The 22,510-nt window shown below is 68.6% G+C and carries 22 protein-coding genes; 13 read left to right on the top strand and 9 right to left on the bottom strand.

The features are described 5' to 3' along the window. The first annotated feature begins 198 nt into the window (after nucleotides 1–198). Complete coding sequence (locus NM203_RS18325; RefSeq protein WP_255061488.1) at nucleotides 199–771, top strand: mycothiol transferase; 573 nt, start codon at nucleotides 199–201, stop codon at nucleotides 769–771. 1 nt (nucleotide 772) lies between these two features. Here NM203_RS18325 and NM203_RS18320 read toward each other — a convergent pair whose 3' ends face one another. After that, on the bottom strand, nucleotides 773–3,235 hold the full coding sequence (locus tag NM203_RS18320; RefSeq protein ID WP_255061487.1) for a phosphoketolase family protein: 2,463 nt from the start codon (nucleotides 3,233–3,235) through the stop codon (nucleotides 773–775). Between the two features lie 93 nt (nucleotides 3,236–3,328). Beyond that, nucleotides 3,329–3,604, bottom strand: coding sequence for a hypothetical protein (locus NM203_RS18315; RefSeq protein ID WP_255061486.1), 276 nt, complete (start codon nucleotides 3,602–3,604; stop codon nucleotides 3,329–3,331). Between the two features lie 306 nt (nucleotides 3,605–3,910). Between NM203_RS18315 and NM203_RS18310 the strand changes: the two genes are divergently transcribed. Continuing rightward, the gene (locus NM203_RS18310) at nucleotides 3,911–4,915 is read left to right on the top strand and encodes an AraC family transcriptional regulator (protein WP_255061485.1); all 1,005 of its coding nucleotides are present in this window, start codon (nucleotides 3,911–3,913) and stop codon (nucleotides 4,913–4,915) included. Between the two features lie 217 nt (nucleotides 4,916–5,132). Here NM203_RS18310 and NM203_RS18305 read toward each other — a convergent pair whose 3' ends face one another. After that, nucleotides 5,133–5,450, bottom strand: a complete 318-nt coding sequence (locus NM203_RS18305) for a hypothetical protein (protein WP_255061484.1) — start codon at nucleotides 5,448–5,450, stop codon at nucleotides 5,133–5,135. 169 nt (nucleotides 5,451–5,619) lie between these two features. Here NM203_RS18305 and NM203_RS18300 point away from each other — a divergent pair, with 169 nt between their 5' ends. From NM203_RS18300 to NM203_RS18285, 4 genes are all read left to right on the top strand, one after another. Beyond that, nucleotides 5,620–6,795 carry an acyl-CoA dehydrogenase family protein gene (locus tag NM203_RS18300; protein ID WP_255061483.1) on the top strand — a complete coding sequence of 392 codons (1,176 nt, stop codon included), beginning with the start codon at nucleotides 5,620–5,622 and terminating at the stop codon, nucleotides 6,793–6,795. 9 nt (nucleotides 6,796–6,804) lie between these two features. After that, nucleotides 6,805–7,899: an acyl-CoA dehydrogenase family protein gene (locus NM203_RS18295; protein ID WP_255061482.1), complete on the top strand. Its 1,095-nt coding sequence runs from the start codon at nucleotides 6,805–6,807 to the stop codon at nucleotides 7,897–7,899. 156 nt (nucleotides 7,900–8,055) lie between these two features. Then, nucleotides 8,056–8,388, top strand: coding sequence for a hemophore-related protein (locus tag NM203_RS18290; protein WP_255061480.1), 333 nt, complete (start codon nucleotides 8,056–8,058; stop codon nucleotides 8,386–8,388). Between the two features lie 80 nt (nucleotides 8,389–8,468). Then, nucleotides 8,469–9,770, top strand: coding sequence for an FAD-dependent oxidoreductase (locus NM203_RS18285; RefSeq protein ID WP_255061479.1), 1,302 nt, complete (start codon nucleotides 8,469–8,471; stop codon nucleotides 9,768–9,770). Nucleotides 9,771–9,807: 37 nt separating this feature from the next. Here NM203_RS18285 and NM203_RS18280 read toward each other — a convergent pair whose 3' ends face one another. After that, nucleotides 9,808–11,190 carry an NAD(P)/FAD-dependent oxidoreductase gene (locus NM203_RS18280; RefSeq protein WP_255061478.1) on the bottom strand — a complete coding sequence of 461 codons (1,383 nt, stop codon included), beginning with the start codon at nucleotides 11,188–11,190 and terminating at the stop codon, nucleotides 9,808–9,810. Between the two features lie 110 nt (nucleotides 11,191–11,300). Between NM203_RS18280 and NM203_RS18275 the strand changes: the two genes are divergently transcribed. The 3 genes from NM203_RS18275 (at nucleotide 11,301) to NM203_RS18265 (ending at nucleotide 14,855) form a co-directional block, all read left to right on the top strand. After that, the gene (locus tag NM203_RS18275) at nucleotides 11,301–11,816 is read left to right on the top strand and encodes a hypothetical protein (protein WP_255061477.1); all 516 of its coding nucleotides are present in this window, start codon (nucleotides 11,301–11,303) and stop codon (nucleotides 11,814–11,816) included. Nucleotides 11,817–12,367: 551 nt separating this feature from the next. Next, entirely contained in the window at nucleotides 12,368–14,179 is a 1,812-nt protein-coding gene (gene stpK7 / locus NM203_RS18270; protein ID WP_255061476.1) for a serine/threonine protein kinase StpK7, read from the top strand. A 199-nt stretch (nucleotides 14,180–14,378) separates the two neighbouring features. Further along, the gene (locus tag NM203_RS18265) at nucleotides 14,379–14,855 is read left to right on the top strand and encodes a hypothetical protein (protein ID WP_255061475.1); all 477 of its coding nucleotides are present in this window, start codon (nucleotides 14,379–14,381) and stop codon (nucleotides 14,853–14,855) included. Here the strand turns inward: NM203_RS18265 and NM203_RS18260 are convergent. Next, nucleotides 14,852–15,628, bottom strand: a complete 777-nt coding sequence (locus tag NM203_RS18260; protein WP_255061474.1) for an aminoglycoside phosphotransferase family protein — start codon at nucleotides 15,626–15,628, stop codon at nucleotides 14,852–14,854. The genes NM203_RS18265 and NM203_RS18260 overlap by 4 nt on opposite strands. A 36-nt stretch (nucleotides 15,629–15,664) precedes the next feature. Between NM203_RS18260 and NM203_RS18255 the strand changes: the two genes are divergently transcribed. From NM203_RS18255 to NM203_RS18245, 3 genes are all read left to right on the top strand, one after another. Further along, nucleotides 15,665–16,030: a nuclear transport factor 2 family protein gene (locus NM203_RS18255; RefSeq protein ID WP_255061473.1), complete on the top strand. Its 366-nt coding sequence runs from the start codon at nucleotides 15,665–15,667 to the stop codon at nucleotides 16,028–16,030. Next, a complete protein-coding gene (locus NM203_RS18250; RefSeq protein WP_255061472.1) occupies nucleotides 16,027–17,310 on the top strand; it encodes a threonine/serine exporter family protein in 1,284 nt (427 codons plus the stop codon). The genes NM203_RS18255 and NM203_RS18250 overlap by 4 nt, the downstream gene beginning before the upstream one ends. Nucleotides 17,311–17,443: 133 nt before the next feature. Further along, entirely contained in the window at nucleotides 17,444–18,046 is a 603-nt protein-coding gene (locus tag NM203_RS18245; RefSeq protein ID WP_255061471.1) for a rhomboid-like protein, read from the top strand. Here NM203_RS18245 and NM203_RS18240 read toward each other — a convergent pair. After that, a complete protein-coding gene (locus NM203_RS18240; protein WP_255061470.1) occupies nucleotides 18,033–18,503 on the bottom strand; it encodes a PNPOx family protein in 471 nt (156 codons plus the stop codon). The genes NM203_RS18245 and NM203_RS18240 overlap by 14 nt on opposite strands. A 255-nt stretch (nucleotides 18,504–18,758) precedes the next feature. Here NM203_RS18240 and NM203_RS18235 point away from each other — a divergent pair, with 255 nt between their 5' ends. Then, nucleotides 18,759–20,312, top strand: coding sequence for a serine/threonine-protein kinase (locus NM203_RS18235; protein WP_255061469.1), 1,554 nt, complete (start codon nucleotides 18,759–18,761; stop codon nucleotides 20,310–20,312). 79 nt (nucleotides 20,313–20,391) lie between these two features. Here the strand turns inward: NM203_RS18235 and NM203_RS18230 are convergent, their stop codons facing one another. The 3 genes from NM203_RS18230 to NM203_RS18220 form a co-directional block, all read right to left on the bottom strand. Then, the gene (locus tag NM203_RS18230; RefSeq protein ID WP_255061468.1) at nucleotides 20,392–20,796 is read right to left on the bottom strand and encodes an STAS domain-containing protein; all 405 of its coding nucleotides are present in this window, start codon (nucleotides 20,794–20,796) and stop codon (nucleotides 20,392–20,394) included. Between the two features lie 269 nt (nucleotides 20,797–21,065). Then, the gene (locus NM203_RS18225; RefSeq protein WP_255061467.1) at nucleotides 21,066–21,830 is read right to left on the bottom strand and encodes an esterase; all 765 of its coding nucleotides are present in this window, start codon (nucleotides 21,828–21,830) and stop codon (nucleotides 21,066–21,068) included. A gap of 14 nt (nucleotides 21,831–21,844) precedes the next feature. Further along, entirely contained in the window at nucleotides 21,845–22,456 is a 612-nt protein-coding gene (locus NM203_RS18220; protein WP_255061466.1) for a DUF6636 domain-containing protein, read from the bottom strand. Nucleotides 22,457–22,510 lie beyond the last annotated feature (54 nt).

Below are 22,510 nucleotides of genomic sequence, written 5' to 3'. Positions count from 1 at the left end.
TACGGTGCCCATCCGCGGTCGTCGCCACGATGCAACAATACTTAAGCCGAGGTCTTCACCGGTACTAACGCGATTTGCTGGCCAACACTCCGCACGGATCGCGCGAGCGTGGGTGAGGTGTGTGAGCGTTGCCGAACCCTTTGCTCGACGCGCTCCGCGGCGTCGCTAGACCATACGTGACCGCCTACGGTGGACCCGGTGGACCACTTCCAGGATCAAGCGACTCCGTGGGAACCACCGCTGGCGGGCACCGAGGTCGCGCATCTCGTCGGTGCCCTCGAGCGGCTGCGGACGACGTTCCGCTGGAAGGCCGACGACCTCGACGCGGCCGGCCTGTCCACCGGGGTCGGCGCGTCCGCGCTGACACTCGGCGGCCTGCTCAAGCATCTGGCCTTCGCCGAGGACTTCATGTTCACCGTGAAGCTGTCCGGAGCTCCGCTCGGCGAGCCGTGGGAGTCCCAGTGGGACGGTGACGACTGGGACTTCCGGTCGGCGGCCGACGATGCGCCTGACAGTCTCTACGCGGGCTGGGACGACGCCGTCGCCCGGTCGCGAACCCGCCTGGATGCGGCACTCGCCAACGGAGGCCTCGACCAGCTGGTGCACGTCGCCTCGGAGGAGGGCGAACACGCCAGCCTGCGCCGACTGGTGTGCGACCTTATCGAGGAGTACGGCAGGCACACCGGTCACGCCGACTTGCTCCGCGAGGTCGTCGACGGCCGCGTCGGCGAGGACCCGCCGCCGGGCTGGAAGCCGCTGTCAGGCAGCTGAACTACTCGTTGTCGCCGCCGGTCGACAGCGTCGCGGCGACGCCCGATCCGAACGACGCGCCGTGCGCCGCTGGCCAGGCCCAGTCCTTGACCTCGGGGATGTCGTCGCCGTGCTCGCGGGTGTACTCGCGCGCGGCGATCCGCTTGTCGACCATCTGCTGACGGAGCGTGGCGCACGTCGAGCCGAGGAACGGCACCCTGTCGATGACGTCGATCACCAGGTGATAGCGATCCAGGTCGTTGAGCATCACCATGTCGAACGGCGTCGTGGTGGTGCCCTCCTCCTTGTATCCGCGCACGTGCAGGTTCTCGTTGCCGGCGCGGCGGTAGGTCAGTCGGTGGATCAGCCACGGGTAGCCGTGATAGGCGAAGATCACCGGCTTATCGGTCGTGAAGATCATGTCGAACGCGCGGTCCGACAGTCCGTGCGGGTGTTCCCTCTCGTCTTGCAGGCGCATCAGGTCGACGACGTTGACGAACCGGATCTTCAACTCCGGCAGGTGTTGTCGCAGCAGGTCGACCGCCGCCAGCCCCTCCAGAGTCGGCACGTCACCGCACGTCGCGATCACGACGTCGGGATCCTCGCCCAGTGTCTCGGTGCCAGCCCACTCCCAGATCCCGAGACCGCGCGTGCAGTGGGCGATCGCCTGCTCCATGGTCAGGAAGTTGGGGCTCGGCTGCTTACCCGCGACGACGACGTTGACGTACTGCCGCGAGCGCAGGCAGTGATCGTAGGTGGACAGCAGCGTGTTGGCGTCCGGCGGCAGGTAGACGCGCACCACCTCGGCGCGCTTGTTGACCACGTGGTCGATGAAGCCGGGATCCTGGTGGCTGAAGCCGTTGTGGTCCTGACGCCAGACATGGCTGGAGAGAAGGTAGTTCAGGCTGGCGACGGGCCGCCGCCACGGGATGTGGTTGGTGACCTTCAGCCACTTGGCATGCTGGTTGAACATCGAGTCGATGATGTGGATGAACGCCTCGTAGCAGTTGAACAGCCCGTGCCGACCGGTGAGCAGGTAGCCCTCGAGCCAGCCCTGGCACTGGTGCTCGGAGAGCATCTCGACGACACGACCCGCGCGTGCCAGGTGCTCGTCGACTTCGGGGCCGAAGTACTCCGCGTTCCACTGCTTGTCGGTCGCGTCGAAGACGCCCTGCAACCTGTTCGACGCGGTCTCGTCGGGTCCGAAGATGCGGAAGTTGTTCGGATTGCGCCGTACGACGTCGGTGAGCCAGGTACCGAGCACCCTCGTCGATTCCGCGATGGTCGCACCCGGTGCGGGCACGTCGACGGCGTAGGCGCGAAAGTCGGGGAGCCGCAGGTCCTTCAGCAGCGCACCGCCGTTGGCGTGCGGGTTGGCGCTCATCCGCAGCGCGCCGGGTGGCGCGAGCGCGGCCAGGTCCTCCCGGAGGGTGCCGTCGTCGTCGAACAGTTCCGCGGGCCGATAGGACGCCAGCCAGTCGGCGAGCACCTGCAGGTGCTCGGGGGTATCGCGGGCGTTGGCCAGCGGTACCTGGTGGGCCCGCCACGACCCGGTGGTCTTCTTGCCGTCGATGTACGCGGGACCGGTCCAGCCCTTCGGCGTCCGGAACACGATCATCGGCCAGCGCGCGGGCGATTCGTTGTCGGAATCGGCTTTGAGTTCGGCGATCTCGTTGAGCACGGTGTCGAGCAGCAGGGCGAAGTCGCGGTGCGCGGTCGCGTGGTCGGTGTCCTCGTCTACCTCGAAGAAGTACGGGTTGTGCCCGTATCCGATCATCAGGCTGCGCAGGTCGTCGGTCGGAATACGATCCAGCACAGTGGGATTCGCGATCTTGTATCCGTTGAGATGCAGGATCGGCAGCACGACGCCGTCGTGCACGCGGTTGGTGAACTTGTTCGAATGCCAGCTGGTCGCCAGCGCGCCCGTCTCGGCTTCGCCGTCGCCGACGACCGCCGCCACCAGCAGGTCGGGGTTGTCGAACGCGGCACCGTATGCGTGCGACAGCGCGTAGCCGAGCTCACCGCCCTCGTGGATCGAACCGGGCGTCTCCGGGGCCACGTGCGACGGGATGCCGCCGGGGAAGGAGAACTGCCTGAACAGTCGCCGCATGCCTTCGAGGTCGGGGGTGATGTCGGAGTAGATCTCCGAGTACGTGCCGTCGAGGTAGGCGTTGGCCACCAGGCCGGGACCGCCGTGTCCCGGTCCGGTGATGTACAGCGTGGACTGCCGACGCTCGGCGATCGCCCGGTTGAGATGCGCGTAGAGGAAGTTCAGGCCGGGCGTGGTGCCCCAGTGGCCGAGCAGGCGCGGCTTGACGTCGTCGCGCGCCAGCGGCGTACGCAGCAGCGGATTGTTCAGGAGGTAGATCTGGCCCACCGAGAGGTAGTTCGCCGCCCGCCACCAGCCGTCCAGCTGGGCTACCGCCTCGTCGCTCAGCGGGCGGACGTCGGCGGGTTGCCAGTTCGTCGTCGCGATTGCGGTCATGTGAACCTCCAGATGCTCGGACTAGGTCAATACAACCCCCGAACCACGCCGCGCGCAGAACGGTCCTCGCGGAGTTCCCCGGCCGGACACCGCCTATTCGGCGGGCCGTCCGCAGCGTTCGTCGCAGGAGTGCCTCTTCCGGTACTTCTGATAGGCGTTGCCGCCGGCCATGTCGAGCGCGTCGCCGATGCGCGTCCAGCCGACGCCGACGTCGCGGGCCGCGTCGACGGCCAGTTGGAGGAGCTCCCTGGACTCGGGGGTTCGCGCGTGAGTGGCCTGTCGCGCCGCCGAGGCGAGCCGCTCGAGGGCGACCTCCTGCTCCGCGGTCCACGTGCGGCGTGCGCGCTTGCTCGCTGGCTGGTGATTCACGGGTACTCCTGAGAAGTCGGGGGCACACCTGGTGGGGTAGGCGAGACCGCCGCAGCGGTGAGGGGCTTGAGTGGTTCGGCTACGCCGTGAGGCCGACTGAGTCAGCGGACACTGCGGGCGGGTCCGGCAGGTACGGCGTGAACCATCGACCGCCGATGCGGTCGGGACTGGTGACGCGGCACATCGACTCCTCCGGGGGCTGCCGTCTGCATGGATGCAGGGATCGCGCATATGATCGCCGAGTTGCTGGCGCGCGATCTTGATCGATTCCGCCAGATTTTTGACTTTTCCCGCCACACTCGTCACGTGGCGAGTCTCATCCAGGCGACCGCGCTGTGGGGCTACCGCGAGGTGGTGCATCGGCTCGGCGGCGATCCGAGCGTCTACCTCGCGCGTTTCGGTATGCCGCGCGGAGTCGACGAGCGCGAGGACGAGTTCATCTCGTTCACCGCGTTCGCTGCCATGCTCGAGGCAACGGCCGACGAACTGAAGTGCCCGGATCTGGGCCTCCGGCTATCGCAATGGCAGGGCCTCGACGTCCTGGGCCCGGTCGCCGTGGTCGCCCGCAACGCGCGAACGCTGCTGAGCGCCGTTGACATCGTGGCGCACTACCTCTTCGTGCATTCGCCGGCGATGACGTTGAAGCGTGCGCCGTGGCCGGCGGACCCCGACATCGCGTTCGTGTTCGAGGTGACCGATTCGGACGTGACGTCGGCGATCCAGAGCTACGAGCTCAGCATGGGGATCGCGGTGCAGATCGTGCACCTGCTCGCCGGGCCCGACGTCCTGCCCGCCTACATCGCCTTCGCGCATCCCCAGCAGGGTTCGGACGACGCGTACCGAGAGGTGCTGGGGTGTCCGGTGCAGTTCAACCGGGCCTGGTGCGGCTGGGCGCTCTCCGCGGCGACCGCCGAACTCCCGATCGCCGGCGCGGACACCGCGACCCGCCGGCTGGCCCGCAAGTACCTCGATTCGCGCTACATCCCGCCGTCGGCGAGGCTGTCCGAGCGCGTGGCCGACCTGGCCCGCAACCTGCTGCCGACGGGGCGGTGCAGCGTCGAGGCGATTGCTTGCGAACTGGCTGTCCCGACCCGCACCCTGCAGCGGCGCCTCGCCGCCGAGGGCACCCGCTGCCAGGACGTCATCGAACGTGAACGACGCGGCCTCGCGGCCCGCTACCTCGCCAACCGGGACGTGGAGCTGAGTCACGTCGCCAGCCTCGTCGGCTACACCGAGCAGAGTGCGCTCAACCGGTCCTGCAAGCGCTGGTTCGACATGACGCCGCGGCAGTACCGGGCCGCGCAGCGATAGCCGGTTCGGCCTTGGGGTAACGGCAGCCACTCCCACGGGGCTGATGTGGCGACGATTACTCCGAAAGCAGCCGTTTGACAGGGTCGCCGCACTGCGCGCTTAAGTTCCTCTCAGGGACGCGCGTTACGTTCGCATCGGTGCTTCCCCCCAAGCACTCAACTGATCGGCCCCGCCACCTCATCCCCCCCCTTGGTGGCGGGGCCGTCTTGGTCTCTACTCACTGCTCCAGATTGCGCACGAACTGCTCGACCCCGTCGAACTCCGGGGCGTCGCTGCTCGGGTCGTCCCACCGCGTCAGCACGTAATTCGCCGCGCCCTTCAGAATGCGCAGGAACTCGGTGGTGTCGCCCGCATCCGCCTCCCGCAACCGGGACGCGATCGCGGGCGCGATGGGTTCGAGGGCGGTCGCCACGCTCATCCCGCTGTCCGAACCCGGCGCCGCCGAGATGAGCGCGACGATCTCCTCGAAATCGGTTCGCGCCAGATCCGAGTACTCGGCACTCAGGTCCTCGAGTACCTCGTCGACGTCGTTCACAGGCAACCGTCCTTTCGCTAAGAGATTTCGTCCGGTGCAAGGTGCCCGCAACGTCGGAAGTGAAAACCGACCACCGCGGGGGCGCGCACCGGGCGGAAGGTGTGCCCATCGCCGGCGCTTACCGGTACCCGCGGTTCCGACCGTCCGGTTGGTGGATATCGTCGAAGGCGTGAAGCTGACCCTGAGCGACGAGGACGCCGCCTTCCGCGACGAGCTGCGGCGGTTCTACTCCGAGGAGATCCCCGCGGACCTGCGCGAGCGGGTGGCCTCCGGGCACCCCAAGTGGCCCGACGACATGGTGACCACCCAGCGCATCCTCAACGCCAACGGCCTGGCGGTGCCGAACTGGCCCGTCGAGTGGGGCGGCAAGGACTGGTCGACGCTGCGGCAGCAGATCTGGCTCGACGAGATGCAGCTGGCCGGGGTTCCCGAACCGCTGGCGTTCAACGCCAAGATGGTCGGCCCCGTGATCGCGCAGTTCGGCTCGCAGGAGCTGAAGGAGCGGTTCCTGCCGCCGACCGCCAACCTCGACATCTGGTGGTGTCAGGGCTTCTCCGAACCCGAGGCGGGTTCCGACCTGGCGTCGCTGCGGACCACCGCGGTCCGCGACGGCGACGACTACGTCATCAACGGCCAGAAGACGTGGACGACCCTCGGCCAGTACGCCGACTGGATCTTCCTGCTGGCCCGCACCAACCCGGAGGCGCCCAAGAAGCAGGCGGGCATCTCGTTCCTGCTCGCCGAGATGTCCACGCCGGGAATCACGTTGCGACCCATCAAGCTGATCGACGGCGGCTACGAGGTGAACGAGGTGTTCTTCGAGGACGTCCGCGTGCCCGCGAACCAGCTCGTCGGCGAGGAGAACCAGGGCTGGACCTACGCGAAGTTCCTCCTCGGCAACGAGCGTTCGGGCATCGCGCGGATCGGGCTCACCAAGTCGTGGATGTCTCAGGTCAAGGAGCGTGCCGCGCAGGTCGACATCAACGGGGTTGCGCTGCTTGATGATCCGATCTTCGCCGCTCGCGTCGCCGAGATCGAGACCGGTCTGCTGGCGTTGGAGCTGACGCAGCTGCGCGTCAGCGGTTCGGATGCCGACGGCAAGCCGAATCCGGCGTCGTCGATCCTGAAGCTGCGCGGCAGCCAGCTGCAGCAGGCTGCGAGCGAGCTACTCGTCGAGGTGGCCGGACCCGAGGCGCTGCCGTTCAACGCCGGCTCCGACCTCGATGCGCCGGACTGGGCGCAGGACGCCGCGCCGCGCTATCTCAACTACCGCAAGACGTCCATCTACGGCGGTACCAACGAGGTCCAGCGGACCATCATCGCCTCGACCATCCTCGGATTGTGAGCTGCTGACATGGATTTCGACCTCACCGAAGAACAGCAGATGCTGCGCGACGTCACGCGCGAACTGCTCACCCGCAGCTACGACATCACGAAGCTGAACGAGACCGTCGACGCCGAGAAGGGCTGGAGCGCCGACGTGTGGGGCCAGCTGGCCGAGACCGGCATCCTCGGCCTCGGCTTCGATCCCGACGAGGCCGGCCACCTCGAGATCGTCACCGTCATGACGGAGATCGGCAGGCGGCTGGCACCCGAACCGGTGGCGCCGGGCGCGCTGATCCCCGGTGGCCTGATCGCCGAACTCGGCACCGACGAGCAGAGGAAACTGCTCGACGACGTCGCGGCCGGCGAGAAGCTGCTGGCCTTCGCGCACGGTGAGCCCGGCCAGCGGCTGCCCACGGCCGATGTGACGACGACGGCGACGGATGGCAGAATCAGCGGCCGCAAGCAGCCCGTGCTAGCGGGCGACTCCGCGGATGTGCTCGTCGTGACCGCGGCCCTGCCCGACGGCGGCGTCGGGTTGTTCCTCGTCGATGCCGCTGCGACGCAACGGCATTCGTATCGCACGTTCGACGGCAGGCGCGGCGCGCAGATCGACCTCGACGCCGTCGCGGCCGAACCGCTCGGGGCCGGTGGCGACGCGACCGAGCACGTCGTCCGCACCATCGTCCGTGCGCAGTCGGTGCTGTGCGCCGAAGCCGTCGGCGCGATGGAGGAGTCGCTGCGGCTGACCACCGAGTACCTCACCAGCCGCAAGCAGTTCGGGGTTCCGCTGCGCAATTTCCAGACGCTGACGCAGCGCGCCGCCGACATGTACGTCTCGCTGGAGCTGGCGCGCAGCATGAACCTCTACGCCGCGATCTCCGTAGCCGACGGGGTCTTCGATCCGGTCATCGCCGCCAGGTCCAAGCTGCAGATCGGTCGCTCCGCCCGGCACATCTCGCAGGAGGCGATCCAGCTGCACGGCGGCATCGGCATGACCGCCGAGTACCCGGTGGCGCACTACGCCGCCCGGCTCACCGCGATCGACAACACGCTGGGCACCGCAGACGACCAACTGCGCACGCTGATCTCGCACGTCGGCGAGTACGGCGTGGTCACGCTGTAGCGCGCCGAAACAACACACGATGACGGGAATCTGGCGAATTCCGTCATCTTGTGGATTCTCGAAGAGTGATTTCGCGCGCAGCACAAGCAAACCCGCGACCCCGAAATGGCTGGTAGCGTTTCACTCGATTCAGTCGCATGTCGAAAGGCCGATGCAATGCGCGTGACCACCAAGCTGACTGTCTGCTTCGGCGGACTGCTTCTCGCCGCGGGCGCCGGAGCCGGTATCGCCAGCGCGGAGCCGGACGTCGAGGCCATCGTCAACTCGCCGTGTAACTACTCGCAGGTGGTCGCCGCGCTGAAAGCGCAGGATCCGGCCGCCGCGAGCCAACTCCTCGGCAACCCGATCGCCAACGGCTATCTGCAGCAGCTGGTCGCGGCCCCGCCGGACGGCCGTCGCGGCCTGATCGCGCAGCTGCAGAAGTACCCCCAGCTGGCGGCGTACACCGGCACCATCAACGCGACCGCCGCCACCTGCAGCCAGTACTGAGCAAAATCCGCCCGCTTACCGAAGGGTTACGGTCGCGCACGACGTCCGCGGCCCGACTCGGTCCGCGGTAGGCACGTCACATGAGCGACAACAGTGGTGCCGAGGACTGCGACGTTCTGGTCATCGGCGCCGGCCTCGCAGGACTGCGCTGCGCGGGTGTCCTGGCGCGGAGCGGTCACGACGTCGTCGTCTGGGAGGCACAGGACCGGGTCGGCGGGCGAGTGCGAACAGACGTCGTCGACGGCTTCCGGTGTGACCGCGGCTTCCAGGTGCTCAATCCGGCGTACCCCGCGTTGCGGCGAGCGGTGGACGTCGCTGAGCTGCGATTGCAGGCGTTCGACGCCGGGGTGGTCGTCCGACGAGATCACGACCGCGTCACGTGGGTGCACCCGCTGCGCGAGTTCCGCGCGGTCCCGAAGATGCTCGTGCGCGGCGGGCTGACCCCGCCGGAGGTGTTCGCTCTCGTTCGCTGGGCGTTACCCGCGCTCCGGCCCGGCGCTCTGACGGCGGCACGCGACGACACGACCCTTCGAGAAGCACTGGAGCGCAGCAACGTTCACGGCTTGACTCGTCGCGTGATCGATCGCTTCCTGGCGGGCGTGCTGCTCGATGACACGGGATCGACGTCGAACGCCTTCGCGCTCCTGCTGGTGCGGATGTTCGCACTCGGGGCTCCCGGGTTGCCGGCCGACGGCATGGGCGCGTTACCCGCGTTACTGGCACGTCCAGTCGTCGATCGAATTCGCCTGCAGCGCAAGGCTGTTCGTCTCGTTCGCGCCGGCGTCGACTGGGAGGTGTCCGACGGCGACGCGACGGTACGCGCGCGGGAGGTGGTCGTGGCCGTCGACGGACCCGCGGCCGCCGTGCTCACCGGTGCGGCAGTACCGGCGATGAAGGGTGTGGTGACCGACTGGTGGGCCGCCGATGACGTACCGCCGGGCCCGGCGATGCTGTGCGTCGACGGACGCGCCGATCCGCCGGGTCCGGTGGTCAACACCGCGGTCATCAGTGCGGCCGCACCGACGTACGCACCGCCGGGCCGACACCTCGTCGCCGCGTCGGCACTCATCGGGCCCGACCGCCGAACGCCCTCGGAGTCGGTGATGCGCCGACACGCGAGCGACATCCTCGGGATCGACGCGTCCGGATGGACGTCGGTGATCCGGCACGAGGTCGCCGACGCACTCCCCGTCCAACCCGCACCGCTGATCGTTCGGCGCCCGGCGCGCAATCCGGACGGACTGTGGTTGTGCGGCGACCATCGTGACACGGCGTCGATTCAGGGTGCCCTGGTGAGCGGTCGCAGAGTGGCTGAGGCGATTTCGGCGGAGCGTTGCGCGCGAACGTCGACCTCGACGCCACCGCCGGGGCGCTCTGAGTAGTCGCCTCCGCGCTGCTGCCCGCAGCCCCAGTACTGAGTTAATCGGTGCTCATCAGCGCCGACAGTCGGTCGTTGGTCGCCGCCATGGCGGCGGTGAGGGCGGTGACCGTCGCCTCGCGGGTGTCCTCTGAGGCGAGTTCGGGGAACACCCCGCGCACCGCGTTGAGCCGTGCCGATTCGAGCCATGCCGTCAGACCCGGGTCCTGAAGCCAGCGGGCCTGAGCGAGGTTGTCCGACAATGTGATGCGTAACCAGTCCAGCGGCACGTCGGGGTGCGGCACCGGTGCGCACAGCGCGTTGCGGGCGTCGTCGTCGGGGTAACCGGTCTCGACGCGGGCGATCAGGGCGGAACTGAACACCTGCTGGCATCCGCGCAGGCTCTGCAGGGTGATCCGCTCACCGTCGAAGACCGGCACCGCAGGCGGTCGGGATAGTCCCGCCGCAGTGCAGTCGACGTACAGCGTGTCAGCGGTAGTGGCAATGTCGCCGTCCTGCAACGTCATTCGATCCGCTTCCACCATGAGCACCCGGCCCATCCGCACCACGTCGCGGATCCGGCGAAGATGCTCCAGTTCGCGCAGCGAGACGATGGCGCAGTGGTACATCGTCGGCACGACCGACGGATCGACGCGAAGTAGGTTGTCCTTCGCCTCCAGGCGCAGGAGGAGGTCGTCGAGCGAGTTCGCTTCGAACACGGCCTGCGTGGCCGTGACGAGTGAGGTGCGGAATCCAGGGCCCGGTTGGACGCCGGCGCGGTTCATCAGCCACGCGTCGCGCGGCACGATCCACCGCAGGCGCTCGGGGGCGACGCCGAGTCGCAGCAACCAGAGGCAGACGTCGATGCCGGTCTTGCCCGCTCCGACGATCGTGAAGCGCTCGTGTCCGGGCGCGTGGCGGGGCAGGTCGTTGGGCGCCACCACGTGCACACCGCTGCCGACGGCGAAAGGCGGCGGCCGCATCGCGGGCACCTCGGTCCGCAGATACGTCGCGTCGACCACCCGACGTCGCGCGACGACGGAGTGCTCGGTGCCGTCCAGCGTGCGAAACCTGTTGTGGCCCAGGTATCGAGCCATCGGCAGGTAGGTGAGGCGGTCGGTCGGCAGCAGGTGGTGGTGAAGCACCTGCTCGTAGTACGAGCAGACCTCGTTGCCGGTCGCCAGTTCGAGGAACCCCGCGTTCCACCCGGTGGTGTCGACGAGGTCGTCGCCCAGTGGCCGCGAATTCACCCCGTAGTAGGCCGACGGCTGGTGCAACCGGACGAAGGGGTACGACCGATTCCAGTGCCCGCCGGGCTGGTGGCCGTCGTCGATGAGCGTGACGGTGGTGTCGGTGTCCGCCGTCTCGGTCAGCAGGGTGTCGACGAACGCCATCCCCATCGCGCCTGCGCCGACGACCAGGTAGTCCGTTTCGAAAGTGGTCACTGGCGCCGACGTTACCGGCGAGGGCCGCACGCACCGGTGACGATGCGCTGACGTTCCTCGCGTCCTGTTAGCGTCCTGGATGCACACACCCCTATCGAAGGAGCGGCCGCGTGGCCCGCAGACTCGTACTGTCGACGACGATCGCCGTGGCGGCGTTGACCTGGACCTCCGGGATCGCCGCCGCCGATCCGCAGCCCGAGCAGACCGTGTACGCGATCGGCAAGTGCGTGACCGCCCAGCAGCCGGCGCAGGCCAGGCCCGAGCGCTTCGACTACAACTGCGACAACACCGGCGTCCTCGAGGGCATGACGTGGACGGAGTGGGGTTACGACGGGGCGAGGGGCACCGGCGACGACAGCTCCGTGGAGTGCCAGCCCAATTGCGCGCAGGGTCGCACGCTGACCAATCCCGTCGTCGTGCACGCGTGGAACCCCAGGCAGGAGAGGAACTCCGACTGTCCGCCGGGGGTGGCGTTCTACCGCGACATGACGATCGCCTACCCCGACGGCGTGCCGCCGTGGATCACACCGGACACCAACTGGGACGAGGGCACCGACTTCGTGACGGTCGACGGCATGCCCGCGGTGCACTTCTCGAACATGAATCCGTGGTGCCGGGTCTTCTAGTTATTGACACCACCCTGGCAACGATTGTGCTATGCGTTGTGTCCACACTTCGCCAGCAACTGTTCGCAATCGCGCTTTGCGCAGGTAACAACGGTAATCAAGATCGTTGAACCCCGTCGCCAGAATAGCGCTTTGGGGCTTGCCGCATTATTGACGGGCTACTAGCATTTGGCATTGTCTGACAGATGTGCCGCCGGGAGCGCCGTGGTTGGTGCAAACGGATCTGTCGGTTGGGGGCGCGTGCGAGCGCGTCTTTCGGTTGGAGGGGGCCCGGAAGGCGCGCTCGCCTTGCGCCAGCGGATTTGGTGCGGCAGGCGCGCGCCGGACGCTTCTAGGCTCGATTCATGCGATCGCTGCACCTCGGGCTCCTGACCAGATGCTCCGCGGAACGGCGTGCCCGCCCGCTGGGTCGGCCGGTGCTGTGGTGTCCGATGCCGCGAACGCCGCGGCCGTACGGAAATTGACGCAGCCTGACGAGACTTCGGGCATCCCCGGCAAACGTGAGGTAGCTTCAGACGACACACCGATAGGCCGCAGCCGAGGAGTTCACGGTGGATGCGACACAATTCGGTCCCTACCAGTTGCGAAAGCTGCTGGGCAGAGGCGGCATGGGCGAGGTCTACGAGGCCTTCGACACCCGCACCGATCGCGTCGTCGCACTCAAGGTCCTGCCGCATCACATGGCCGCCGACGAGACCTTCCAGCAGCGGTTTCGTCGGGAATCACAGGCCGCGGCCGGCGTCAGCGACCCGCACGTCGTCCCGATTCACGGCTTCGGCGAGATCGACGGCCGGCTCTACCTCGACATGCGCCTCATCGAAGGCCAGACGGTGGGGGAGTTGCTGGCCGATCGGAAGCGACCGCTGTCGCCGACGCTGGCGGTGTCCGTCGTCGAGCAGGTCGCCAACGCGCTGGACGCCGCGCACGCGTCGGGGCTGATCCACCGCGACGTGAAGCCGTCGAACATCCTGCTGACCGTGCGGGAGTTCGCCTACCTCATCGATTTCGGACTGGCGCGCACCGCGAGTGAGAAGGGCCTGACGACGGCGGGCAACACGCTGGGCACGTTGGGGTACATGGCACCCGAGCGCTTCGAAGCGGGCCCGATCGACGGCCGCGCCGACATCTACGCGCTGGCCTGCGTGCTCTACGAGTGTCTGACCGGCGTGCGGCCGTATCAGGCGGACAGCCTCGAGCAGCAGATCGCCGGGCACATGATGTCGCCCCCGCCGCGGCCGTCGGACACCGATCCCAAGCTCGCCGCGTTCGACGAGGTCGTCGCCAAGGGCATGGCGAAGAAACCGGGCAAGCGCTATCAGACCGCAGCCGAACTGGGTGCCGCCGCGCGACGTGCGCTGACGGCGCCGGTCCCGCGGGGCGGACGAACGTCGGGTCGACACTCCGCCCGCCGCTCCGTGAAGTCCACGGGCACAGGTCTTTCGAAGAAGGCGATGTGGATCTCGGCCGCGTCGATCGCGGTGGTCGCCGTGTGTACGGTCGGGGCGTGGCAGCTCTGGGGCGGAACCCGAAGCGGTGACACAAGGCCTGCCAGCGTCGCCGAAAGCACCGTTCCCCCTTCGGTTTCCGGCGGGGCGATACCCGAGATCGCGGCGTTGGTGCCCGAGAACATCCGCTCGACCGGCCGCCTGATAGTCGGCGTCAACGTGCCATACGCGCCCAACGAGTTCAAGGATCCGTCGGGCAAGATCGTCGGTTTCGACGTCGACCTCATGAACGCCGTCACCCGCGTGCTGGGCCTCACGGCGGACTACCGGGAGACGGCGTTCGAGAGCATCATCGGATCGGTCAGCAGCGGCAGCTTCAACGCCGGGATGTCCTCGTTCACCGACACTCTGGAGCGCGAACAACTGGTCGACTTCGTGACGTACTTCCAGGCGGGTACGCAGTGGGCGCGGCGCACGGGGACCACGGTGTCCCCGGATGCCGCGTGCGGCCTGCGGATCGGTGTCACGTTCGCGTCGATCCAGGAGACCACCGAGGTGCCCGCGAAGAGTTCGGCATGCGAGGCGGCGGGTCTGTCGCCGATCGACATGGTCACCTACACGCGTCAGGACGACCTGACCGCCGCGCTGGTCAACGGCGACGTCGACGCCATGTCGGCGGACTCACCGGTCACGGGTTTCACGGTGAAACTCAGTGCGGGAGCGCTGGAGACGACGGGCGACGTGTTCGACCTCGCACCGTACGGCTGGCCGGTGGCCCAGGACTCCAAGCTCGGGCAGGCGATGAAGCAGGCCCTCGAGTACCTCATCGCGAGCGGTGAGTACCGGACCATCGCGACCAAGTGGGGCGTGGAGGAGGGCCTCATCGACAAGCCGGTGATCAACGGGGCTACGGGCTAGGGCCGGGCACGGTCCATGCAGCCGTCGCCCCCGCCGGACCCCGCCTACGCCGACCAGTATCCGGCCCAGCCGGTGGCGCCGCCGCAGTACCCGGCACCGCAAACCCTGGCAGGGTCCTCCGAATCACCATGCACCCGTTGGCTACCCGTACCAGTCGCCTGCGCCCGCGCCGAGCATCGCCACGGCGATCATCGCCGGTGTGCTGGCGATCCTGCTCGGCCTGTACCAGGGCTTCCAGGCCGTCGTCTACGTCCTCATGGCGAGTATCACCACGTCGGTCGCGAACCAGACCGACCAGGGCGACCTCTACCTCGGTGACCTCGGTGAGCTCGCCTGGCTGCACACGTTCCTGATCGCCATGGGCGTCGGCAGCGCCGTCAGCGCCGTCGCGCTACTGGTGGGTGCGGTTCTGCTGCTGGTCCGAAAGCTGTTCTCGCGGTGGCTGATCGCGCTGGGGTGCTTCATCAGCATCGTCGTCACCGCGGTGCCCGTGATCCTCGTGCAGCTCTTCCTCACCGCACTGTCATCGCACTTCGACGAGGACTTCTCGCTCTTCTCCGGAACGGGCGGCTGGTTCGCGGCGTTCACGGTCCTGCTGTCCGTCGGCGTTCCGCTGGCGACCGCGGTCCTGGCCTTCCTGCCGTCCACCCGGCGGTACTGCGTCGCTCGTCGCTAGTCCTGCACGGCTTTCGCCAGCGTGACGAACCGCGTCAGGTCGGCGGGCCCGGCCGATAACGCGTCGACAGCGGCGCGGACCACCCGGATGATCACCCAACCGCGGCTGCGATCCTCGTCGAACCCCGCCGCGTCGACGAGCGCGAAGAAGCGACGCTGTACTCCCCAGCGGACGCTGTCGGCCACCTCGTCCCAGCGGTTCCAGAGCATGGGAGCGATCTCGAAGGCCGGGTCGCCGTTGACCGGTGTCGGTGCGATGGCCAGCCACGGCTCGCGGTCGGCGGCGAGCACGTTGGCGAAGTGCAGATCGCCGTGCAGAACGTGGCCGGCGGGTTCGGCGCCCAGGTCGCGGCACAGCGTGACGGCCTGCTCCACCAGGCGGTGCGGGATCGGCGCGCTGCGGGGCAACTCTGCGAAGTCCGCGGCCCACTGAGCGAGAAGTGTTGTCAGCGAGGGCAACTGCGGCATCGCGGGAACGTGTAGCCGTGGGTACAGTGCCGCGACCACCTCACACGCGGCGGCGTCGTCGAGGGCGTGCAGACTTTCCGGGCGGGCTCGCTCGAGCAGCAGTGCGCGACGGTGGGGGTCCGCTCGCAGCAGGCGTACCGCACCGCCGCCGTTCCACCGACGCAGCACCAGGTGAGCGTGTTCGTCGGCGCCCACCATCAGGACGGCAGGCGCGCCATCGCTGCGGACGGTCCGGGCGCGCGGGCTCAGCTCCGGACCGTCCACCGTGAGATTCCACTCGGCGACGAGGTCGTCGAGGGTGTTCACGTCTCCAGCATGTCAGAGGGATGCGAGAGTGATGGGGTGTCCACCTCCACTGAGCACCTGATGCACGCCAACCTTCTCGAGGTCTTCAACGAGCGTGACGAGGCCCTGCGCCGCGCCGCGATCGACCGCACCTACGCCGCCGACGTCCGCTGGATCGACGCGGAGGGCGAGACCGTCGGCCGGGAAGCGCTCGACGCGAAATGCGTTGCCCTGCAGGACGGCCTGGGACCGCTGCAGTTCGAGGCCGTCGGCCCGGTGCACGCGCTGCAGGGATTCGGGTACCTCGCCTGGCGGCTCGTCGGCCCCGACGGGCAGCAGGCGATGGCCGGGCTCGACGTCGCGCTGATCGAGGAGGGCGTGATTCAGGTGCTGTACACCGTGCTGACACCGCCGAGCGCGTGACGAGCCGGCGCGCGCGGTTCCTGCAGTCGATCCGCAAGGAGGTCCCGCAGGCGCTGACGTCGGGGGCCCACGACGACGACGCCGAGGTCGCGGCGATGCTGCGCGAGGTGGGCATCGCGCTGATCGAGTGCGAGCAGCCGACGCATCTGGTCGCGGCGCGGCTGCAGGCGATCGCCGCGAACTACACGCAGCAACAGGTCCGCGTCGTGGTGTTGCCGACGGCGCTGGTGGTGCAGGTGGGCTCGGTGGCCTACGAGGTCGAAACCGTCATTCAGCAGACGACGCAGCTGAACCTCGCCAGTCGGATCGACGCGGTCGCCGAGCTCGCCGAGGTCGGGGCGATCACCCCGGCCGACGCGGCGCGGGAAGCGGCCGAGGCGCGGACGACGCCGCCGCGGTTCGGTCCCGTCATCACGGTGATCGGCTACACGATCACGACCGTCGGCTTCGGCATGGTGATCAACCCGACGTGGGCGTCGCTGTGGGGCTACGTGTTCCTCGGGGCGGTCGTCGGCGCGATCGTCATGCTGGGCAGGCCGTTCCCCACGCTGAACGCGGTGTTGCCGGTGCTGGCCGCGGCGGTGGTCACGCTGCTGGCGAGCTGGTTCGTCGCGGATGCGGCCAACGACGGGCTGCTGCGGGTCGTGAGCCCGCCGCTGGTGGCGGTGTTACCGGGGCTGGCGCTGACGATCGCCGCGATGGAGCTGGCGAGCGCGCAGATCATCAGCGGCGCCACCCGGCTGATCTACGGTGTGACGCAACTGATGCTGCTCGTCTTCGGCGTCGGGCTGGGCGTGCACCTCGGTGACGCGGATCTCGAGCCGGTTCAGCCGTCGGCCCAGATGGGCAGCTGGTCGCTGTACGTCGCGGTGATCGTGGTGTCGGTCGGGCTGTACATCTACCTGTCGGCGCCGAAGGGATCACTGCTGTGGCTGATGCTCGCGGTCGGCGTCGCGTTGATCGGTCAGAAGGTGGGCGGGCTGTTCATGTCGCCGGTGCACGCCGGTGCGCTCGGCGCGTTTCTGGTGGTGCCGTTCGCGATGCTCGGGGCGCGGATCAAGACGTCGCCGCCGGCGATCGTCATGATGCTGGCGGCGTTCTGGGCGCTGGTACCCGGCGCGTTGAGCTTCGAGTCGCTCAGCGAGACGGCGGCCGGCCAGGGCGGCGTCATGGCGCTCGGCACGACGGTCGCGGCCATCTTCTCGATCGCCCTCGGCACGCTGGTGGGCTGGAGCGTGCTGGCCACGATCAACGCCCGGCTGCGTCGGGTCGCATCATGACGGTCGCCCCGCTGATGCTGCCCGTTCCTTCCCCGCCGAACGTTGGTTACCGCCACGCGAAACCGCGATTCGGCGTGGCGGTAACCAACGTTCGGCGCGTGGGGGCACCGGCTCGGGTTGCCCGGAGAAACTCGTGAAGGTCGCCCCGCTGAGCCTCGCGTGGCTCGCGATCCTGTTCGTGACGACGCGTCGCCAGCAGCGGGCCGGGGAGCGCGGCGCGCGACAGCTGCAGCGCAGGCACTCCACCAACCTGCGGCGGCTGGATCGCGAGCCGTCGCGGGTGCTCGTCTCGAGCCTGTTCTGGCTGGACGACCGCGTCTGGTGGCCGTATGTCCCGCTGTTCACCGGTGTCGTCGCGCCCGCGGAGCGACGGCTCGGCTGGTGGCGCTGGCTCGCGATCGGCTCGACGGCACACGTGGTGGCGACCTACGCGTCGCAGAGTCTGCTCGCCCGGTCGATCCGCAAGGGCACGGTGCCGACGAAGCTGACCAACGCGCGCGACGTCGGGGTGAGCTACTTCGTCCTGGGTGTGGCGGGCGCGCTATCCGGCTACGTCGAAAGGCGTTGGCGCGTCAGGTCGCAAGTCGTCGCGACCTCCGGTCTGGTGGTCAACGCCGCCGTGCGGCCGACGTTCACCGAGTTCGGTCACCTGACGGCGTTCGTCGTCGGGGTCGCCGTCAGCCCGCTGCTGCCCGATCGCGACGACAGGCCGTATCCCGCGTTCAGCGCGCGCTGAACACGATCGCCGACACGTCGAGCCGCTGCACGGCGTCGACCCAGTCGGCGAGCGTCGGCAGGGCGCCGTCGCCGAAGGTGAACCCCATGGCGCGCTGCGCCTTCTTGGCGCCGTAGCCGGATGCCACCCGAAACGCGATGTCGGCGACCGTGGCGGGGTCCTTGATGAGCCGGCCCGTCATCGGCGTGGTCTTACCCGCGTGCACGACGTCGACGGCCAGTCCGTCGGTGAAGTTGTACTTCCAGCCGGCTGACATCATCGCGTAGAGGTCGCCGTCGAGGTGATGGGCACTAACGGGGACGGCGAACGCCTTGCCGGATTTGCGGCCGGTGAACTTCAGGACCATGAAGTCCTTGAACGTCGAGCCGAGGACCGGTACTCCGGCGACGCTGCGCAGCAGGGTGTTGAGGACGCGCATCACCGCGTCCGGCGGGTGGGAGGCTTCGATGGCGGTCATGTGCTCACCGTAGGTGTGGCGTGACGCCCGCGCGGTGGATTGCCGTGACGGGCGTCACGACCGGACCGACGCAGGTGCGACGTGTAAGGTGGCATGCGAGCAATTGGCTTGTGCTGCTTCGACTTCGGTGTCGTCGCAGGTTACCCGCTTCGGGGAGCGGGTTAAGCGCACCTACATGCGGGAATACCGTCGACGACGACATGGCGACCTGCGACGTCAGCATGCCACGCGTAGAAGTGATCGGAAGGAACGCAGATGGGCTCCCCGGGTGTCGGCTCGCGTCTCGGCACGAGGTTCGGGAACTACGAGCTGCAGTCCGTCATCGGCATCGGTGGCATGGGTGAGGTGTACCGCGCCTTCGACACCGTGCGCGAACGGACTGTGGCGCTGAAGCTGCTGCGCACCGACGTCGCCGCCGACCCCAGCTATCGGGATCGGTTCAAGCGCGAGTCGCGGATCGCGGCGCGGCTGCACGAACCGCACGTCATCCCCGTGCACGATTTCGGCGAGATCGACGGCGTGCTCTACATCGACATGCGCCTGGTCGAGGGCGCCAGTGTCAAGGAGGAGCTGCGGGCCAACGGCGTGCTGCCGGCGGCACGGGCGGTCTCGATCATCACGCAGGTCGCGTCCGCGCTGGATGCGGCGCACGCGGCCGGGCTGGTGCACCGCGACATCAAGCCCGAGAACGTGCTGCTCACGCCCGAGGACTTCGCCTACCTGGTCGACTTCGGCATCGCCTACGGCGGCGGCGAGGCCACGGTGACGAAAACCGGGCTGATCATCGGGTCGTGCGCCTACATGGCCACCGAGCGGCTGAGCGGCAAGGCGGGTGGGCCGGCCTCGGACGTCTACTCGCTGACGTGCCTGCTCTACGAGTGCCTGACCGGCCGGGCGCCGTTCGAGGCCGGCGATCTCCGCCAGGTGATGAGCGCGCACATGTTCTCGCCCCCACCCCGGCCCAGCGCGATGCGCCCGGCGATCAACCCCGCGTTCGACGAGGTCATCGCCAGGGGCATGGCCAAGAACCCCGACGAGCGGTACGCCTCGGCCGGCGACTTGGCCAGGGCCGCCGCAGCCGCGATGACCGGTCGCGCTGCGCCCGCCGCTCCGCCGTCCCGGCCGATGCCGCCGCAGACCCGGCAGTTCCCGGCGCCCGCGTACACGCCGTACCCGGTGGCACCGTCGGCGCCGGTCAGGAAGGCGCGATTCAGCAGGACGCAGGTGGCGCTGCTCGTCGCGACGCTCGGGATGTTCGCGCTCGCGGCCGTGCTGGCCACGGTGGTGGTGTCCAGCGGCGGCGGGCAGAGCACCGAGGCGCGCACGACGCTGGCCCCGCCGCCCGCGCAGTCGAGCGAGGCACCCGCGCCGTCCCCGTCGGCGTCCGAGGAGACGACGACGACATCGACCACCCCGTCCACGACCACCGCGACGACGACGCCGTCGACGACCACGTCCAGCTCAGCGCCGAGCGGCAGCGGGTTGGCCGGCGTCTCGGGGATGGATTCGCAGGGCTTCACCGGTCACTCGGCGCGGTGCGACGAGGGCAGCACCCCGGCCGCGGCGATCCGAACGGCCAACTCGCTGGCGATCATCTGCGACCAGGGTTCGGGCAGCTACTACTACCGCGGCGAGCGGCTGCGCGACGGCGCCCAGCTGCAGCTTGCCAACGCCGTGCCCGCGGGCGGCGGCTTCGACGCGATCAATCCCGCCGACGGCGCGCGCTATCAGGTACGGCCCGATCAGCTGACGATCACGAGCAGCCGCGGCTCGGAGACGGACCCGGCGCTGGAGTACGGCTCCGACTAGCCACGTCCTCCCGCGAACGTGCGTGTCTGTACCCCCGACACGCCGAGCCGAGCCGCGAGTTCGCGCACGCTCGTCGCGGTCAGACGAGCGACGGCTCCGGCGCGGAGTCCAGCGTCTCGAGCTGCGGCAGGTTCTGCGCGCCGCACACCCGCAGCACCTTGCGCACCGCGGGGCTGGAGAGCAGCCGCCACCGCGAACCGCGTTGCGCGTACTGGTGTTCGATGCGACGTAGGACCGCCACCCCGGCGGTCGAGCAGAACGTGACATCGCGAAGGTCGACGTACAGGTCGTCGGTCGCGGCGCTGTGCTGTTCGACGTAGCGGGCCAGGTCGTGCGCATTGCTCGCGTCGAGCTCGCCCGCGATGGTGACGACGATCGAATTCGGCGTCACGGTCGCGGATGCGGATGCGTGTCGCCACGTTTCGGATTGCCCGAGTCTGGACGGATCCGGCCGGTAGCAGCGCAGTGTTCCCATATCGGTCATGGCGCCTCCTAGATGGCGGTGAGACCAGGTGGTGAGAGGCACGGTACTACGGATTTCGTCGAGGAAACCAGGATGTGAACGACTCTTAGAAAAACTGCTACACCTGCACAAATGGCATTTTTGCCAGGTACGGGAGTGGATTCGATCGGGCGGCCGGCCGGGAGTGCGACGGAATCGGTTGCGACGGCCGACCTCCGCAACGCGAGCCGTCCTCGACACCTGCGATTTTTCCCCGGCGAGCGACGCCCCGGAAGGTCGCCGACGCGGGATCAGGCGAGGATCGATTCGAGGTCGGCTCGCGGGACGGACACCTCGCGCGGACCGGCGGCTGAGAACGCCCACACCCCCTGGCCGAAGAAGAAGACGACGGCGTCGTCGGTCAGTGCGAAGGCCCGGTACATGTCCAGTCCGATCGGATTGGGTCCGATGTCGGCGCCGTCGAGCAGTTGCCGGAAATCGTCCTGCACGATCGGGTCCAGGGTGGCCGTCGGATCGCTGCCGGGCTTGAACAGGGTGTCGACGGTGATCGGCGTCTGCTGTGCGAGGTTGTAGGTCAGCGCGTCGTAGTTGGTCGTCGGGTGGGCGCCACCGACGTTGACGTACTCCTCGAAGACGACGCTGACGGTGCCCGACTCGGCGTCGCCGGATCGGTAGTCCTTGCCGGTGATGTCGAGCGCGTACGGATTGGGCGGGCCGGGACGGTCGGAGATGAGGTCGAGGAAACCGTCGCGTTGCCGGGTCAGCACGTCGACCATCGACGCTTGGTCGGGATAGTCGGCGGGGAACGCCATGTCGATGGTGTAGTCGCCCGCCTCCTCGTGCACGGTGCACGTCCCGTCGGCGACGGCGCCCTTCAGTTCGTCGCAGGCGGTGCCCGCGGCGGCGGGCATCGACGTCACGGCGGGTGTCGACGTCGTGGAAGTCGTTGTGGCGGTGACGGTTCGGGTCTCGGTCGCGGTGGGCGTGTCGGAGGTGCCGCACGCCGCGGTGGCGACGGCGGCGGCACCCAGCAGCGCGATCAGCTGAAATCTCATGGCGCGATTGTCGTTCAGCCGATCAGGTACTTCTCCCGCGACACGGAGAAGTAGTGCCCGGAATCGTTGTCGGTGCACCGGATTCCCGCGGACTCGCTGCTGCAGCTGATCGAGCCGAGAACCTGGATCTGGCCGTACTCGAGCGTGTGGGTGGCCGGCGGCATCTCCTGGCCGTAGCACCCGAAGCGCGCGGCCGAGCCGGCTTCGAGGTCGATCCGGCTGCCCCAGTTCGCGCCGCAGTTCTCGGGCTTGGGGGCCAGCCAGTCGTGGTCGGCGACCGCGCAGATGGCCGTGGCGAGGCCGTCGGTCGACGTGTACATCGAGCAGCGGATGTTGCCCGAAGGCGACTGGAACGGACCCGCGATCTCGTTGACGACGGGCTTCGGCGGCGCAGGCGGCGGGACCGTCACCGTCGCAGGCGGGGCCACGGTGATCGTCGTGTTCGGCGCGGGTGCCGTTGCGGTGGGCGCGTTCTGCGTCGGCGCCACCGTCGGCGTGACGGTGACGGTGGTGGTGGCAACGGGTTCGGTGTCCGGTGCCGAGCAGCCCACCACGGTGAGTGCGGCGAGGGCGGCGAGGCCCAGCGGCGCGAGGATGCGTCGGTTCCGCTCGTTGTGGGCGGCCATGGTCGTGTCCTTTCGTGCGTTCAGCGTCAGCCGGTCGGCTGAGCACCCGAATCA

The sequence above is a fragment of the Mycolicibacterium arenosum genome (assembly GCF_024320865.1).
Lineage (GTDB): Bacteria > Actinomycetota > Actinomycetes > Mycobacteriales > Mycobacteriaceae > Mycobacterium > Mycobacterium arenosum.
Note: the sequence above shows the minus strand (reverse complement) of the source record. Positions and strands in the feature narration are given on the sequence as shown.